Genomic DNA, 16,312 nt, shown 5'->3' on the forward strand with positions numbered 1-16,312 from the left:
TTTATGTTTTTTCAATTGGGTTTATAATTTTGGGTAAATTTTCATTCAACCATTTGTATTTATTAATAATCATAATGTGCGTTCCTCCTTTTACAATTATTGCATTTTTTATATTTTGGATAGGAAAAACGGAATCAGAATCACCATGAATATGAATTACTTTTTCATCTGCTTTGTCTCTAGACCATAAAATTACGTTTTCTATCGCCCAATCCAAATATTTTTTATCACGAACACTTAAATATTTTTCATATAATTTGAGTCGGCTTGCAATAATATTATCTCCAAAAGCATATTTAACCAATAATTCCACATTCGACAACAAACTAGTGGGTATCAATTTATAGGCCAAAGTTTTTTTAGCAATTTTCATTCGACTTGGCATTTCTTTATTAGTCTTTACACTTGAAATGATAATTATTTTTTTAGTTTCAATATACTTGCTCATTTCTTGTACCAAAATGCCTCCAAAAGAAACACCGATTAACACGGGTTGTTTATGCTTAATTTCCTTTGTCATTCGCAATGCATATGCTTCTAGAGATTCTTTTGGCTTTGGTACAAACCATTCTAAAAAATGCATTTCGAAGGTATCTTCAGGTAACTTAATATTTTCAAATATGATTGAACTTGCAGCCAAACCAGGCATAAAGTAAACAGCTATTTTTGACATGTAAAGCGTAATTATCTTTTAGAAAACATAAATGTACTAAATCTATTGTAAAACGGGTGTTATTTAACATATCTGTACAAAAAATCTTAAAAGTTAAAATTATTTGAAATTGATTATCAAATCGTTAACTTTGCAATGTATAATTTTAGCAATTGGATAAATCTTTACAGATTGTTAAATTTTAATTTTAAAGCATTAACCAATGGAAATTAAAGACAATGAGTTGTTAAGACAATTTGAAACTATTACTGATGATGGATTAGTATCTATCGAATATTCGTTACAAGAGCGAAAGATTTTTTTGACAAAATTTTGCGAAAACGAAAATTCGGATGAAGCCCTACACGAAGAATTCATTAAAAATGTACTATCTATAGCAGAAGACAGAAAATTAAAAGTAGTTCCAACGCATCTTAAACTTATCAAATTTTTTAGAAAGAATCGTAAATACCAAGACATGTTACCTCCTGGTATTAAAATATAAAAAAAGGCCTCAATTGAGGCCTTTTTTATAAATCATGAGTTTTTAGATTTCTTCTAATACAATAACCTTCACTTCTCCTTTTACATTCAAATCATGATCTGAATCATTATTTAAAGCGGGTACATCAAATGAGAACGAAAACTTTAATTCATTCGTAGCATCATTAAAACTATAATTTGTAATTTGAATATTTGTACTTGGACTTGTAGTATCATAACTATCTGAAAGTACAAAATACTTTAAATCATCACCTACTATAGCAAAATTTTCAATTCGAAATGAATTTAATTCTAATGCTTCTGTAGCCAATCCAGCATCGGTTACATTCAAACTAAAAGATACTGTAGATTCTTGAAATACATCATCAGGCGAACTTAAATATCTTAGAATATTGAAAGTTAAATCACTTCCGTTCGGTTGCACAGAATTACTACTACTATAATCGCTTCCTTCAACTGAGGTAAATTTAAAAGCTGTTGTTTTAGAAAACGACACTTCATCTGGTCTTACACCTGTTAATGTAAGTTTTACGTCACCAAATTTGACTAATTCTTCAAATCCAACACCATCTTTACCATCTTCAACCGAACAACTTGTTACTACTAACATCGAAAAGCAAACTAAAAAAGCTTTCATTTTTTTTGTAATCATTTTATTATATTTGTTTATTATTTGGGCGCAAATATAGAGTCTAGGAAATAAAAAAAATCACCATTTTAGGTGATTTTTTGTTTTATTTAACAATCTTGGTATTACTTTACTTCACGAATTCCTTTTACAAATATTTATACAACAAATATAAAATTACAACGTTTAAAAAATGTCTCGATACTTAGACACTTTTTATATATTTTCAATCTATTTCTTTATAAATTTAAAATTCTTTTCCTTAATTTTAATAAAATATACTCCTCTATCATATTTCTCGATATAAATTTTATCGTTAAATGAAATGAAACCTGAATCTATTTTTTTTCCAAAAACATCTGTAATTGTATATTCTTGAGTAGAATTTAGGTTTAAAATTGAAATATAACTTTTCGCAGGATTTGGATAAATAACAATAGAATTATAATTATTCTCGAAAGAATCTGACGAAAGAACAGAACAACTTATATTATAAGGAGTATTTCTATGATCAGTTGTTCCGTCACCCACCTGACCAAAAAAATTAGCTCCATAGGTCCACAAGGTACCATCGGATTTTAAAGCCATAGTATGCCCATAAGAATCTATCTTCATCCATAAATCTGTGCCTATCTGCACAGGTGAATTTTCATCCACATTAGTTCCATTACCCAACTGTCCGTATTGATTGCTTCCCCAAGACCACAGAGTACCATCTGTTTTTATAGCATGAGAATCTCTAAAACCGCCTGACACAGTATTCCAATCTGTTTCGGTACCAATTTGAGTTGGAATATGCTTATCAATATTAGTTCCATCACCTACTTGACCTTGTTGATTATTTCCCCAAGCAAATAATTCTCCAGTCGTCTTAATCGCTAAAGAAAAAAAGTCTGCTCCCGCATCTATTTTAGTCCAATCTAAATCAAAACCAATTTGAATAGGTGTCATTCTTTGATCAGTGGTCCCGTCTCCTAATGCACCAAAATCATTTTCACCCCATGCCCATAAAGAACCATCATTCTTAATGGCTAAATTATGAAAATCTCCTGAGCTAATAGTATACCAATCATTATCACTACCTATTTGCATTGGTTCTGTTATTGTTGAGGAATTTCCTAAACCAATTTGTCCAAATGTATTGCCTCCAAATCCCCATAATGTATTATTTTGTTTTATTGCTAATGTGTGATAATAACCCGTATTTATTTCCTTCCAATCGTTATCAGTTCCTATTTGCATTGGAAAATTTCTATTATTGTTAGTTCCATCAGCTAATTGATAAACATTATTTAGACCCCAAGACCATAATGTCCCATCTGTTTTTAAAGCAATGGTAAAATTAAAACCTGTAGTCACTTTATCCCAATTCGTATCAGTTCCAATTTGAATAAAAGACGTTTTATCACTATTAGTTCCGTCCCCTAATTGACCATTATTATTATGTCCTAAAGCCCATAAAGTACCGTCAATACTTATAGCTACTGTATGCCCATTCCCTGTAGCAATTTCTTTCCAACACTGTGCTTTACTAGTTGGGAAATAAAAAAATATGGCTAAAAATAAAATATATCTCATATAATTAATTTACTTCACTTCACGAATTCCTTTTACAAATATCCATTTCATAAATATTTTTTCACCTTCATGGGTTTGCATGTATTGAAATTTAGGCGAAAGAAATAACGAAACAATAAAAGAAGGTCCTGCTATCCAAAAACCTATTAAATCTGTAAAGTGCATAATTATCAAATAAGCAGGAACATAAAAACAGGTAAAACCTAAAAGATTGTATAAAAATGCTTTTGTTTTTTTACTCATGATTTCTTTTTTAATAGTTAGTATCCGTTTGAAATTTAGCTCTTTTACTTCCCGCATACATTTCGTATTTTACGAATCGAGCTTCTAATTTTCCGTTAAATAATTTGATTTTTCGACTGGGTTTCAGACCCACAAATTTCAAAGCTTCTAAATTGGCCGTAATAAACCAAGCATTTGTATTGGGATATTTTTGTTTCATCGTATCACCAATTTCTCTGTAAAAACGTTCCATTTCAATATCCAAACGTTCTCCATAAGGAGGATTAAACACAATATGCAAAGGCCCTTCAGTCATTTTTTCCGTATCGAAAAAATTAGCCTGACGAATGGAAATATATTCGTCTAAATTGGCATTCCTAATATTATCTTTAGCTTTCGCAACTGCACTCGGTGCTTTATCATAACCGGTTATGGTATAATGAAATTCACGTGTTTTTTTCAATAAAGATTCCAATACTTTATCAAATAATTCACTATCCCAATCTTGCCATTTCTCGAAAGCAAACTCTTTTCTATTAATATTAGCTGGAATATTACAAGCAATCATCGCTGCTTCAGCTAAAATGGTACCACTACCGCACATAGGATCTAAAAAATGACTGTTCCCATCCCAACCCGACAACAACAACATTCCTGCCGCTAACACTTCATTAATTGGTGCTATATTCGTAGCTGTTTTATAACCTCTTTTGTGTAAGGATTCTCCAGAAGTATCTAAAGAAACGGTAACCATATCTCGGTCGATATGAATATGAATACGCAAATCGGGAAAGTCTTTATCAATATTTGGGCGTTTCCCTGTAGCATCTCTAAATTGATCCACTATAGCATCTTTTGTTTTTAAAGCGACAAACTGACTGTGGTTAAAATGTTCCGAATGTAAAGTAGTTTCTACTACAAATGTCTTGTATTCGGTAAGGTATTCCGACCAATCAATTTTTTGAATTCCATCATACAAACTCTTATCATTATACGCTTTAAACGTTTTAATTGGTTTTAGTATTTTCAAAGCGGTTCGTAAAGCTAAATTGGCTTTGTACATAAACCCTTTATCTCCTATAAAACTAACCATTCTAGTTCCTTGCTCAATTTTTTGTGCACCAAGTTGCAACAATTCTTTTGCTAATACTTCTTCAAATCCAAATAAGGTTTTGGCAACCATTTTAAAATTTTCCATGTTCAAACATCAATTTCAATTGCAAAAATACATTAAATTTATTCTAAATCTTTTATTTGTTTCATTTAGGACGAACGAAGCTATATTCTTTACATAATAATTTTATATGAAAGCAAATTTTATGTAGGTTTGCAAGATTAATTAGTGCGCAAAAGAATAATGACTGAAAACAAGAACTCAATTAACCAAAAATGGTATGCTTCATGGTTTGACACCCCTTTTTACCATATTTTATATAAAGATAGAGATTATCAGGAAGCACAATATTTCATGGATAACTTAACGGGTTATTTGAATCTTCCTGAAGAAGCTAAGATATTAGATTTAGCTTGTGGAAAAGGCCGTCATTCCATTTATTTAAATTCGCTTGGTTATGAGGTAACTGGAGCAGATTTATCTGAGAATAGTATTGCAGAGGCGTCTCAATTTGAAAACGAAAAATTGCATTTCAAAGTACATGATATGCGTGACATTTGTGAAGAAAAATATGATGCCATTTTTAATCTATTTACCAGTTTTGGTTATTTTGAAAACGACGAAGACAATCTCACTACCATAAAAGCGATTCATAATAGCTTAAACGAAACCGGATTTGCTTGTATCGATTTTATGAATGTTGACTATGTAATTGCTAACTTAGTACCAGAAGAGATTAAGACCGTTGAAGATATTGATTTTCACATCAAACGTTATGTAAAAGACAATCATATTTTCAAAGAAATTGCATTTACTCACGAAGGAGAAAAATATCATTTTACAGAAAAAGTCCAGGCACTTCGATTAGCTGATTTTGAACAAATGATGGAAGAAGCTGGTGTATATTTACTGGATATTTTTGGAAATTACAAACTACAAAAATTTTACAAAAACGATTCAGAACGTTTAATCATGATTTTTAAATAATGGATTATAGTGTCTATTTTTTACCGTTGCTATCTGTATTGATAGGATATTTTATAGCGCTTTACTTTCGTCCAAAAAGTAAAAAGAATTTAAAACTACTCCTCGCATTTAGTGGTGCTTTTTTATTATCATTAACTGTAATGCACTTGTTACCAGAAGTATACGAAGCTGATTTACATCATACAGAAGATCATCATCATAATCACAATAGTGCTATTGGTATTTTTATCATGATTGGTATTGTTTTCCAAATTATTTTAGAATATTTCTCTAAAGGTGCGGAACATGGTCATGTACACGGACATCAAACGCTACATCAAATTCCTTGGCTTTTGTTTTTTAGTTTATGTTTACATGCGCTATTAGAAGGAATGCCGATTAGTGCACACAATCATTTAGCCTATGGAATTGCCATTCACCATTTTCCAATTGCTATTATTTTGACTACTTTTTTTGTGAATGCCCATTTGAATCGAAAAGCCATTTTCTTTTTTATGTTGGTTTTTGCAACAATGACACCGTTAGGCACCTATTTATCGGCTCATTTAACCTTTTTGAGTGAGTATTATACTCAAATTTCTGGCATCGTGATTGGAATTTTATTCCATATTTCTTCAACTATTATATTTGAAACAAGCGAAGGTCATAAATTTAATTTAGCCAAACTTACGGTAATTGTTTTAGGGATTGTTTTAGCTTATTCTATTTAGCTTTTAAATTCTAAATCTAAAATTCTAAATACCGAAAAAATCTTTGTATTTTAGCAGTTATATCATTACTATAAAATGCACTTTACTAAAACTACAGAACAAACCTCTAAATATGAACATTTAGAGCAAATGTCGGTTCATGATTTGTTGACTAATATTAACAAAGAAGATCAAACAGTTCCATTAGCTGTTGCAAAAGCGCTTCCTCAAATAGAGACTTTAGTAACCGAAATTGTTACTAAAATGAAGCTTGGAGGCCGTCTTTTTTACATTGGTGCTGGTACATCTGGGCGTTTAGGAATTGTAGATGCTTCCGAATGTCCACCTACTTTTGGGGTTCCATTTGATTTAGTTATTGGTATAATTGCTGGTGGTGATGCCGCTATTAGAAAAGCAGTTGAAAATGCAGAAGACAGTACTACTCAAGCTTGGGTCGATTTACAAGAATGGCTAATTAACACTAATGATGTGGTAATCGGCATTGCTGCTTCAGGAACGACTCCCTATGTAATTAAAGGACTAGAACAATGTAATGAAAACGGTATTAGTACGGGTTGTATTACGTGTAATGCGGGAAGCCCTTTAGCTATAACTGCTCAATTTCCTATCGAAGTAGTTGTAGGACCAGAATTTGTTACTGGTAGTAGTCGTATGAAAGCAGGAACGGCTCAAAAATTAGTCTTAAATATGATTTCAACTGCCACTATGATTCAATTAGGAAAAGTGAAAGGTAACAAAATGGTTGATATGCAATTGAGTAATGACAAATTAGTCGATCGCGGTACCAAAATGATTATGGAAGAATTAGCCATTGAATATGAATTCGCTAAAAAATTATTATTAAAATATGGCAGTGTAAGAAATGCTGTAACCAACTATAAACCTTAACTTTTAAAACTATGAAAAAAATACTTTCTCTTTTTTGTTTCTTTACTATTAGCTTAATTTTTTCTCAACAAATTGAAGTGAGAGATAACAAATATTATGTGAATGATGCTTTAGTCTATAAACACGAAATCACAAAAACCTTAGCAGCTAACCCTGAAGCTTTACAATTATATAAAAAATCTAGAACCAAAGAATCTGTTGGTGGCTTATTATTAGGTGGCGGAATTGGATTAATAATTGGAGATGTGGTAAAAGGTTTGGTTTCTGATGTAGATTACCCTTCAGGTTTTACCTATGTGGGCGCTGGATTAATAGGCGTTTCTATTCCAGTCCTTTCGGGTAGAACCAGAATGCGAGCTAAAAGTATTGAACTTTATAATGAAAGTGTAAAAGATAATTCAAATAGTTTAGGCTATCAATTTGACATGAAAGTAATTACCAATTCAAATGGTATTGGATTGAATATCACTTTTTAAATTTGAGAAAAAGAAAAAAATATTATAATAGCAAAGGCTTTCTTTTTGCTTCCTTAATTACTATCTTTTTAGTGAGTGGTTATTTTTTGTTTTCTAATAAAACGTTTCAATATTGTTCCAATGAAAAATATCTTTTAGGTATTCCTGATTCGTTACCCACAATATCTATTGATTACAACCAATATCGAGAAGATATCTTAGAAGAAATAACGATAAAACTGAATCGAGAAACCTGTTGTAAAACCCACGAGTTTCTTTTAAAATTAAGTACTAATGAAACGGTGAATGTAACACTTTTTAATCATTGTAAAAGTTGCCCTATAGTATGTGGTGGACGATTATTTACTCGTGTTTTAATCAATCGAGATAATCAGGTTTTAGTCAATGAAAGACTTATTGCAAATGATTCAATAGCAAATTATATTCATGAATTTTTAAAAAAACCAGATACCGATTATAACTATGCAGAAAATTGCCTTCTAAATTGGGATTTAACAACAAATAAAGAAGCTATAGAACAGGCTTTTATCGGCATTCAAAAAGGGTATCAATTGTATTATGAAGAAATCGCACAAAAAGAATTTGGTAAACCTATTTGCGAACTCACAAAAAAAGAAATCGAAAGTATAAAAAGAGAAAAATCTAGTATTTATTTAGGTGTTGGCTACAGGATTCTAGAACCTCCACCTCCACCACCAATAGAATAATATTATGGCAACAGATAGAAAATTACTTGCAAAAGGAATTAAGTACTTATCTGGTACTTTACCCCTTTTATTTATGGGACCAATTGTTATTAATAGTTCGTTTAAAAACGAGGAAAGTCCGTATTATCCTTATGTTTTAGCAATTGGAATTCTCATTAGTGCTATTGCTATTTATCTTGGGTTTAAAGGAATTAATATTATCATGAAAAGTTTATTCGATGGAAACAAGTAACATCTATTTAGAAAGCGTTAAAAAACAAATGCTGTACTACAAAACCATTGCCGAAAAAGCAATCGATCAGTTAGAAACTTCACAGTTATTTATTACTCCAAATTATGATACTAACTCCATTGCTACTATTATCAAACACATGCATGGCAACATGTTGTCGCGTTGGACTGATTTTTTAACAACCGATGGCGAAAAAGAATGGCGAAAAAGAGATGAAGAATTTGATGCCCTTTTTGAAAACCAAGATAAAAAGAGTTTACTTCAACTTTGGGAAGAAGGATGGCAATGCTTTTTTAATGCAATTCACAGTTTGCAACCTGAAGATTTATCTAAAATTATTTACATTCGAAATGAAGGTCAGACGGCTTTAGACGCTATTAACAGGCAATTAGCTCATTATCCTTATCATGTGGGACAAATTGTTTTTTATGCCAAAATGTTAAAACAAACGGAATGGAACAGTTTATCGATTCCAAAAAACAAGTCCAACGAATACAATACTGATAAATTTTCCAAAGAAAAAGAATTGAAGCATTTTACAGACGACGAACTTAAGAAACTGCAATAACCTTTTATAAATCAATATTAAATTACAAATGCGCATCAAAAAACATACTCTCTTTCTTTTTTTAGTGCCCTTTTTTTTAGTTTCTTGTTATGAACAAGAACGCAATTGCAAAGATTTCAAAACAGGAAATTTTGAATTTACTCGTGAAATTGAAGGCAAACTAGAAACTTCCTATTTTGAACGTAACGATTCCATTCAAATTGAGACGTTTAGAGGTCATAAAGACACCTCTTCGGTTCGATGGGTAAATGATTGTGAATGTATTCTTAAAAAAATCAATCCCAAATCGATGAGTGAAAAAAATGCAGTACAGATAAAGATACTGACTACCAATGCAAAAGGATATACTTTTGAGTATAATATCGTTGGACAAACAAAAAAACAACGTGGTTCTGTAACAAAAAAGGAATAATTTACGTTTAACAACTTTAATTTCAATTCGCAACAAATAAATTAACTCACTATGGAGATTTTATCAAATCCAGATGCATGGATTGCCCTGTTAACCTTAACTTTTTTAGAGATTATTTTAGGAATAGACAACATTGTTTTTTTATCCATTGTTTCTGGTAAATTAAAAGCAGAAGACCAACCAAAAGCAAGAAGAATAGGGTTATTATTAGCCATGGTTTTCAGAATAATTTTACTTTTTGGAATTACTTGGGTTATGGGATTGAAAGAATCCTTCTATGATTTTGATTTCGGATTTTTCTCAGGAGGTATTTCGGGTCAGAGTTTGATTATTTTTGGAGGAGGTTTGTTTTTATTGTACAAATCCGTATCTGAAATTCATCATAAATTAGAAGGAGAAGAAGAAAGCACCGCTGGAAAAGCAAGTAGTGGTTTATCGGCTGCCATTATTCAAATCGCATTATTGAATATCGTGTTCTCTTTTGATAGTATTTTAACCGCTATTGGATTAGTAAGTTCTGCGGAACCACCAGCTGGTTTTGGTTACGCAGGTTCCTTAGAAATCATGATTATGGCAATTATTCTTTCAATTGTTGTAATGTTAGCTTTTGCTGGACCCGTAAGTAAATTTGTTAATGAACATCCTACCATTCAAATATTAGGTTTGTCCTTTTTAATTCTTATTGGTGTAATGCTTTTAGCAGAAGGCTCGCACTTGGCAAACTTTAAATTTGGTAACGATATTGAAGTGCATAGTATTCCAAAAGGCTATTTATATTTTGCTATTTTCTTCTCTTTATTTGTAGAGTTTTTAAATTTAAAAATGAAGAAAAACAGAAAACCGGTTCAATTGAAGAATAGTAAAATAATGGATGAGAAATTAACGAATGACGATTTTTTAGATTAATTCAACACTATAAAAAAACTCCCAAATTTGGGAGTTTTTTTATTTAAAATGTATCTGTAAGTGTTTTCATGAACAAAACCAAATCCTCTTTCTCATGATTCGTTAAGTTAAGTTTATCGAAAGGCAAGGTTTGGTTTTCCAAAGTTATTCCCAAACCAACGCCTCCTCCTCTGTTATAAAAATCTACAATTTCTTCCAAAGTAGTATACACACCATTATGCATATAAGGAGCCGTTTTTTCAATATTCCGTATAGTAGGCGTTTTAAAGAAATACTTTCTTTGTTCCGTTTTGTAAACACCATAACGTCCTAAATCGTCGTCTAAAACAGCTGTTAAAGTATCCTTTGTTTTGGGTACACCAATGAGTTCCAACTCTGATTCTTTAAAGGCTACTGGTACTAAACCATTGAATAAAGGTGCAAAATGACAGGTTGCGCATTTGGCCTTCCCCATAAACACATTAAAACCATTTATTTCATTTTGCGTAAGCGTATTTTCTTTACCTTGCATGTTTAAATCAAACTTAGACTGGAATGGACTAAGCGACATAATGTAAGAAGCTATAGCGCTACGAATTAAATGATTATCAATCTCTTTTGCGTATACTTTTTTAAAAGTGGCTACATAATTTTCATTTTCTAAGACTCTTTGCTCTAAATCGTTTAATGACAAATGAAACTCGTTTGGATTATTTACTACATCTACAATTTGTCCTTCTAAACTACCCGTTCTTTTATCATGAAAAAAACCTTTTTGTAAGGCTGCATAAAATAAAGTAGGCGAATTGCGAGTGGTTCCAGGAGATTTGCTCAATCCATCCGTAAAATACAATTCTTGTTTATGACAACTTGCACAACTTATCGTTTTATTATGAGATAAAGTTTTATCTTCGAAAAGCATTTTCCCTAATTGCACTTTTTCTTCTGCTAATGGATTTTCTTTTTGATCGGTAAAGTAATTAATATTAAAAGTATTCTTTTCAAATAAATTAGTTATGTCATAGTTAATCGGTTGCTTGAATGGAAAGGTAATATTCCAATCTGTTACGGTTTGGTTCCAAATTCCCAAAGCTTTATGAGTGTGTTCTTTGATAAAAATATATCTATCAAACGTATTAAAATCTTTCCCTGTTAAAAAAGTAATACTACTTTCAATTTGGTTCATCCAATTATGATACAAATCTTTATTTTGAAATTGACGTTCATAAATAGACAGTATTTCTTTTAAAGAAGTGTAAACTATCTTACTTTCTTCCAATGAATTGGATAAAACAGGAGAATCAAAACCTGTAATTCCAGTTAAAGCCACTCTGTTTAGTGCATCTCTGATAATCCATAAAATATGATGTTCTTTTAAAAACTGTAAGGTAAGGTTCTTATGCAAAAATTTAAATTTCGTACTAGCGCTAACAACTTGTCTTTTTAGAGTTTCTAAATCAACTGTATCTTCATACAACAATTCTTCAATTACCTGAAAACCATTCGATTCTTTTATTTTAATATCCGTAAAATCTTCTTCTTCTACTTTTAAAAGATTAGGCTGGTTCAAAAAAGTATAATTATCTGCATCGATATAGGCTAAAACAGGTTCCGACTTTTTAAAAAACATTCGTGCTTTTAAATAGAAACTGTGTTTATCGTTTATATTTTCTGAAGCATTTAAGGAATCCAAAGCTAAAGCCGCGTTCCATAAATCATTTTTAAATTGTATTTCTAATTGTTGTAAAGGAGCAATTGTTTCATACACTTCTTTTTCTTTACAACTAAGACTCATAAATACCAAAAGGCTATATAAAAATATAGCCTTTAAAGTATTTTTTTTCAATGTTTTAATCATATTAACGCTCTAGACCTTTGATCAAAAATAACTGACTTCCTTCTGAACTATCTGGGTTTGAAATTGCTTCAGCATCTGTAAATGCGCTGTTCGTCCAACCGTGATTTTGTGTACAAATTAAGAAACTTCCTTCCACTCCAATTACATCAGATACATCAATCATACCGGTTAATTCCCATATATTTGAAGCAGATCCCATTCCAGCTGCAGCAGCGGTATTTTGGTCACATTCTAAAACTACTTTTAACGCTTTTGTATTTAAATTGTATTGGTATAAATAAGGAAAATGGGTTTTATCAGCAGTATCAGGATAACCGTTAGGATCTTCCATAATGTATGCATAATCTTTTGTTACTACAATATTATCTGGACTATGGAATTGTCTGGCAACACCAGTTAAGTTATCACCGTCTAAAACACAAGTAATAGTTGCCACTTTAGGATCATTAGCATCTAAAACCACTTTATAAATTCTACCGTAAAAAGTTCCTTTACCTGTTAAAGCAGTACTCTTTCTACCAGTAACAGCAAAATATATTTCTCTATTTGCGCTTCCAGAACCTTTTCTGTAATCAATATCTTCTACCCTAGAGAATCCCATAATTCCTTTATCTCTAGATTCTTGCTCTAATTCGTTTAATGTTCTTTCTGTATATTCTTCAAATACTACTGGATACGTAACACCTTCTTGCATATCCATTTCATAATCAATCCCTGCTTGAGTTACCTTTAAACCATATAACTTCCCACTTGCTAAATCTCCTCTATTACCAACATACATAGCTAACTGACCAGATGGCGTAGTGTTATCTCCTGTATCATCACCTATAAAAGCTACTGTTTTTGAAGGATATGCATCTTTACCAATTACTACAGCGTTTTCTGTAGACCATTGTCCTAATGCAGGAAGTAAAGTAGCTAATTCAGCATCTTCTGCTTTTTTAAAAGGATCGGTTGCGAAAACTCCTTTAGATGCGCCACCCCATTCGCCTCCAGATAAATACAAAGGACCAAAACCATGCTCTTCCGGCATAATTAAAGATCCAGAACATTGAGCGGTTCTAGCAGTTGCAGCTGCATTTAAGATATATTCTCCTTTTACTGGTTTGAACGTTTTGTCAAATGAAATTCTTGCGATAGAATAATCTGCTTCAATATTGTTAATTAAAGAATAGGTTCCATCACTTAATTTCATTAATCCCATTCCGTCAGCCATAGATCCGTATACAAAATTAGGAGATTCAGACAACTGATCTTGAGAGCTTAATAAAGAATAAATTTCAAGGCTTTCAAAACCTGTTTTTTTGGCTAAATAAGCTGGTGTTTGTGAATGGTTTTTTAAAGTAACAGATTCTTGTGTTTCTACTTCTTTTGTATCATCATCATTACAAGAGACTACTGTAATAGATAAAGCAAGTAAAAAAATGGATTTAAAATTTGTTTTCATAATAATAAAAGGGTTGTTTATTTGTTGTCCAAAATTACCCTATGATTGTAAACAAAAAGTAAATCAAGTATTACTATATGTATAGGCGAAGTTTATGAAAACTTTACAAAAAGGTTACTAACTTAATTTTTCATTAACACAATGTGAATTTATTCTCTTTTAATAATTCAAATTCACTCCAAAACCAAATCCCATATCGCTGTCATAATGTGTTGTTATTCCAATATTTTTACCAGCAATATATTTGAAACCTGCCATATACTCTTTATCTGTATTTACCATAAAAGCCATTCTCAAGCGTTTTGAAATGGGAATATCTTCACGCATAAGTTGGAGTCTTACATTACCATCATGATACAATTCCGATTGAAAAGTAATAAGCATGGGTAAGGTGTAAGCAAATCCAATACTGGCTTGTAATCGCTTGTCTTTTGTACTTGTTTGACCAAATAAATTTTTCTCAATTTCGCCATAATCCAATTTACGATATCGAGCATCGAAACCTATAAAAGGCATAAACCATTGATTTCTTCCAATATATCTTCCTATATGTGTTTCTGATTCATACCCATGATGATCATTATATCCCAAACGCCATTCTGTAGCCAAACTCCAGCGTGTATTTTGTAACATCATTTGACCGTCATTTCCATTAGTGGCAAAGTCATTTTCTGCCATAAAATGAAAACGATTACTTTCAGCTTGCAATTTTTTATATGCTTTTTCTTTATTCGTCAGATAAGGATTAGGCTTAGAATTTTCATAACTAAAAACACGATTCATTCCTGCCATCATGTGATACAAAATATGGCAATGAAAAAACCAATCTCCATCAGCATTTGCTTCAAATTCGATGACATCTGTTTCCATGGGCATAATATCTAAAACATTCTTAAGTGGAGCATATTCTCCTTGCCCGTTTAAAATTCTGAAATCGTGTCCGTGTAAATGCATGGGGTGACGCATCATGGAATTATTATATAAGGTAATCCGAAGCACTTCACCCTTTTTTATTAAAATTTTATCAGTTTCTGCCAGTACTTTATTATCCATACTCCAAACGTAACGGTTCATATTTCCTGTTAATTCAAAATGCAATTCACGAACAGGTGCTTCTTTTGACAATGTGGTTTTTGTAGGTGATTTCAACATCGCATAATTTAAGGTTATCCTATTGGATTCTTTAGAAGGCATATTATGATTGCTATGGTTCATTTCCATTCCTTTAGCATTCATTTTTTCGTGTTTACCCATTTTATTCCTCATAGAGTTTCCTGCAATTTCAGGATACATTACAGTATTCATGTCCATTTTTTGAAAACTCATTTGCATTCCCATATCATCCATAGTACCATCCATATGCATCATGTTGTTCATCATTTTCATACCTTCAAAATACTTTAATTTAGGCATTGGATTAGCCAATTGTTTTACTCCTTCACCAATAAATATGGAGGTAGCATTGGTTCTATCTTCTGGTGTAGCTAAAAATTCGTATGAAATATTTTCATTGGGAATCGTTACAATTACATCATAGGTTTCCGAAACTCCAATAATCAACCGATCCACCTCAACAGGTTCCACATCATTTCCATCATTAAGCCACTACTGTTATTTTCCCACCTGCATACTGTAACCAAAAATAGGAAGATGCTCCACCGTTTGCAATTCGCAATCGGACTTTATCTCCTTTTTTAAATTGACTTAATTGGCTTTCTTTTTTTCCGTTTAACAAAAATGCATCGTAATAAACATCACTTACATCCATAGCTAACATTCTTTTCCACTCGTTAGTCAATTTCGTTTTAAAATGACCATCTCGAATGGCTTCAGCATAACTTTGAGTTGTTCCTTTTTTAATAGCAAACCAATCGGAAGCATTGTGCAACATACGATGTACATTCTTTGGATTGTAATCCGTCCATTCACTTAAAATAATTGGTATTTGAGGTATATCATCGATTCCAGTTCTGAATGTAGGATCATCAGCCCTTTTCTTTAAAATTAGAGAACCATACATGCCAATTTGTTCTTGCATACCACTATGACTATGGTACCAATGTGTTCCCGACTGTACAATTGGAAAACGATATACATGTTCGGTTTCAGGAGCAATAGGCATTTGTGTTAGATAGGGTACTCCATCTTCGGGATTAGGTAAATATAATCCGTGCCAATGCAATGAAGTTCCTTCTTTTAAATGATTATAAACATGTATTTCAGCTACATCTCCCTCAGTAAAAGTTAGTGTTGGCATTGGAATTTGTCCGTTAACCGCTATGGCTCTTTTTCCTTTTCCTGAAAAAGTAACTAGGGTATCTCGAATATGTAAATCATAACGCACTGTTTTTTGTGCCACACTATTTACAGTAATTAAAAATAGAGTTAATATATATAATATTTTTTTAATATTTATTTTCATTAGAATAGTATTTTTTTTTTAC

At 31.6% G+C, this 16,312-nt stretch carries 17 protein-coding genes and 1 pseudogene; 10 read left to right on the forward strand and 8 right to left on the reverse strand.

What is annotated here, in order from left to right:
* Window position 1: 1 nt before the first annotated feature.
* Entirely contained in the window at window positions 2–673 is a 672-nt protein-coding gene (locus FHG05_RS13895) for an alpha/beta hydrolase (protein WP_140998705.1), read from the reverse strand.
* A gap of 202 nt (window positions 674–875) precedes the next feature.
* Between FHG05_RS13895 and FHG05_RS13900 the strand changes: the two genes are divergently transcribed.
* Window positions 876–1,157 (forward strand): GNAT family N-acetyltransferase, encoded by a 282-nt coding sequence (locus tag FHG05_RS13900; protein ID WP_140998706.1) that lies wholly within the window; start codon window positions 876–878, stop codon window positions 1,155–1,157.
* A gap of 42 nt (window positions 1,158–1,199) precedes the next feature.
* Here FHG05_RS13900 and FHG05_RS13905 read toward each other — a convergent pair whose 3' ends face one another.
* The 4 genes from FHG05_RS13905 to FHG05_RS13920 all read right to left on the reverse strand — a co-directional run bounded on the left by FHG05_RS13905 (window position 1,200) and on the right by FHG05_RS13920 (window position 4,782).
* The gene (locus FHG05_RS13905; RefSeq protein WP_157504272.1) at window positions 1,200–1,808 is read right to left on the reverse strand and encodes a hypothetical protein; all 609 of its coding nucleotides are present in this window, start codon (window positions 1,806–1,808) and stop codon (window positions 1,200–1,202) included.
* 207 nt (window positions 1,809–2,015) lie between these two features.
* Window positions 2,016–3,362 (reverse strand): RCC1 domain-containing protein, encoded by a 1,347-nt coding sequence (locus FHG05_RS13910; protein WP_140998708.1) that lies wholly within the window; start codon window positions 3,360–3,362, stop codon window positions 2,016–2,018.
* A 9-nt stretch (window positions 3,363–3,371) separates the two neighbouring features.
* A complete protein-coding gene (locus FHG05_RS13915) occupies window positions 3,372–3,605 on the reverse strand; it encodes a hypothetical protein (RefSeq protein ID WP_140998709.1) in 234 nt (77 codons plus the stop codon).
* A gap of 10 nt (window positions 3,606–3,615) precedes the next feature.
* A complete protein-coding gene (locus FHG05_RS13920; RefSeq protein ID WP_140998710.1) occupies window positions 3,616–4,782 on the reverse strand; it encodes a THUMP domain-containing class I SAM-dependent RNA methyltransferase in 1,167 nt (388 codons plus the stop codon).
* A gap of 159 nt (window positions 4,783–4,941) precedes the next feature.
* Here FHG05_RS13920 and FHG05_RS13925 point away from each other — a divergent pair, with 159 nt between their 5' ends.
* The 9 genes from FHG05_RS13925 (at window position 4,942) to FHG05_RS13965 (ending at window position 10,584) form a co-directional block, all read left to right on the forward strand.
* Window positions 4,942–5,685, forward strand: coding sequence for a class I SAM-dependent methyltransferase (locus FHG05_RS13925; RefSeq protein ID WP_140998711.1), 744 nt, complete (start codon window positions 4,942–4,944; stop codon window positions 5,683–5,685).
* Window positions 5,685–6,395 (forward strand): ZIP family metal transporter, encoded by a 711-nt coding sequence (locus FHG05_RS13930; RefSeq protein WP_140998712.1) that lies wholly within the window; start codon window positions 5,685–5,687, stop codon window positions 6,393–6,395. Before FHG05_RS13925 ends, FHG05_RS13930 begins: the two co-directional genes overlap by 1 nt.
* 75 nt (window positions 6,396–6,470) lie before the next feature.
* Window positions 6,471–7,283 (forward strand): N-acetylmuramic acid 6-phosphate etherase, encoded by an 813-nt coding sequence (gene murQ, locus FHG05_RS13935; RefSeq protein WP_140998713.1) that lies wholly within the window; start codon window positions 6,471–6,473, stop codon window positions 7,281–7,283.
* A gap of 11 nt (window positions 7,284–7,294) precedes the next feature.
* On the forward strand, window positions 7,295–7,759 hold the full coding sequence (locus tag FHG05_RS13940) for a hypothetical protein (protein WP_140998714.1): 465 nt from the start codon (window positions 7,295–7,297) through the stop codon (window positions 7,757–7,759).
* 2 nt (window positions 7,760–7,761) lie between these two features.
* On the forward strand, window positions 7,762–8,466 hold the full coding sequence (locus FHG05_RS13945; RefSeq protein WP_140998715.1) for a hypothetical protein: 705 nt from the start codon (window positions 7,762–7,764) through the stop codon (window positions 8,464–8,466).
* Between the two features lie 4 nt (window positions 8,467–8,470).
* Window positions 8,471–8,698 (forward strand): DUF6095 family protein, encoded by a 228-nt coding sequence (locus tag FHG05_RS13950; protein WP_140998716.1) that lies wholly within the window; start codon window positions 8,471–8,473, stop codon window positions 8,696–8,698.
* Entirely contained in the window at window positions 8,685–9,266 is a 582-nt protein-coding gene (locus FHG05_RS13955; protein ID WP_140998717.1) for a DUF1572 family protein, read from the forward strand. Before FHG05_RS13950 ends, FHG05_RS13955 begins: the two co-directional genes overlap by 14 nt.
* A gap of 28 nt (window positions 9,267–9,294) precedes the next feature.
* Window positions 9,295–9,678: a DNA topoisomerase IV gene (locus FHG05_RS13960; RefSeq protein WP_140998718.1), complete on the forward strand. Its 384-nt coding sequence runs from the start codon at window positions 9,295–9,297 to the stop codon at window positions 9,676–9,678.
* 51 nt (window positions 9,679–9,729) lie between these two features.
* On the forward strand, window positions 9,730–10,584 hold the full coding sequence (locus tag FHG05_RS13965; protein ID WP_140998719.1) for a TerC family protein: 855 nt from the start codon (window positions 9,730–9,732) through the stop codon (window positions 10,582–10,584).
* A 43-nt stretch (window positions 10,585–10,627) separates the two neighbouring features.
* Here FHG05_RS13965 and FHG05_RS13970 read toward each other — a convergent pair whose 3' ends face one another.
* From FHG05_RS13970 to FHG05_RS13980, 3 genes and pseudogenes are all read right to left on the reverse strand, one after another.
* Window positions 10,628–12,358 (reverse strand): cytochrome-c peroxidase, encoded by a 1,731-nt coding sequence (locus tag FHG05_RS13970; protein WP_232338098.1) that lies wholly within the window; start codon window positions 12,356–12,358, stop codon window positions 10,628–10,630.
* Between the two features lie 64 nt (window positions 12,359–12,422).
* A complete protein-coding gene (locus FHG05_RS13975) occupies window positions 12,423–13,868 on the reverse strand; it encodes an alkaline phosphatase PhoX (RefSeq protein ID WP_140998721.1) in 1,446 nt (481 codons plus the stop codon).
* Between the two features lie 159 nt (window positions 13,869–14,027).
* A pseudogene (locus FHG05_RS13980) lies at window positions 14,028–16,290 on the reverse strand (multicopper oxidase domain-containing protein).
* Window positions 16,291–16,312: the final 22 nt, after the last annotated feature.

The organism is Flavobacterium profundi, from assembly GCF_006491645.1.
GTDB classification, from domain to species: domain Bacteria; phylum Bacteroidota; class Bacteroidia; order Flavobacteriales; family Flavobacteriaceae; genus Flavobacterium; species Flavobacterium profundi.

Coding starts and splice junctions, on each gene's coding strand:
- FHG05_RS13895 (WP_140998705.1), bottom strand. CDS start 673: ATGTCAAAAATAGCTGTTTACTTTATGCCTGGTTTGGCTGCAAGTTCA.
- FHG05_RS13900 (WP_140998706.1), top strand. CDS start 876: ATGGAAATTAAAGACAATGAGTTGTTAAGACAATTTGAAACTATTACT.
- FHG05_RS13905 (WP_157504272.1), bottom strand. CDS start 1,808: ATGATTACAAAAAAAATGAAAGCTTTTTTAGTTTGCTTTTCGATGTTA.
- FHG05_RS13910 (WP_140998708.1), bottom strand. CDS start 3,362: ATGAGATATATTTTATTTTTAGCCATATTTTTTTATTTCCCAACTAGT.
- FHG05_RS13915 (WP_140998709.1), bottom strand. CDS start 3,605: ATGAGTAAAAAAACAAAAGCATTTTTATACAATCTTTTAGGTTTTACC.
- FHG05_RS13920 (WP_140998710.1), bottom strand. CDS start 4,782: ATGGAAAATTTTAAAATGGTTGCCAAAACCTTATTTGGATTTGAAGAA.
- FHG05_RS13925 (WP_140998711.1), top strand. CDS start 4,942: ATGACTGAAAACAAGAACTCAATTAACCAAAAATGGTATGCTTCATGG.
- FHG05_RS13930 (WP_140998712.1), top strand. CDS start 5,685: ATGGATTATAGTGTCTATTTTTTACCGTTGCTATCTGTATTGATAGGA.
- murQ (WP_140998713.1), top strand. CDS start 6,471: ATGCACTTTACTAAAACTACAGAACAAACCTCTAAATATGAACATTTA.
- FHG05_RS13940 (WP_140998714.1), top strand. CDS start 7,295: ATGAAAAAAATACTTTCTCTTTTTTGTTTCTTTACTATTAGCTTAATT.
- FHG05_RS13950 (WP_140998716.1), top strand. CDS start 8,471: ATGGCAACAGATAGAAAATTACTTGCAAAAGGAATTAAGTACTTATCT.
- FHG05_RS13955 (WP_140998717.1), top strand. CDS start 8,685: ATGGAAACAAGTAACATCTATTTAGAAAGCGTTAAAAAACAAATGCTG.
- FHG05_RS13960 (WP_140998718.1), top strand. CDS start 9,295: ATGCGCATCAAAAAACATACTCTCTTTCTTTTTTTAGTGCCCTTTTTT.
- FHG05_RS13965 (WP_140998719.1), top strand. CDS start 9,730: ATGGAGATTTTATCAAATCCAGATGCATGGATTGCCCTGTTAACCTTA.
- FHG05_RS13970 (WP_232338098.1), bottom strand. CDS start 12,358: ATGAGTCTTAGTTGTAAAGAAAAAGAAGTGTATGAAACAATTGCTCCT.
- FHG05_RS13975 (WP_140998721.1), bottom strand. CDS start 13,868: ATGAAAACAAATTTTAAATCCATTTTTTTACTTGCTTTATCTATTACA.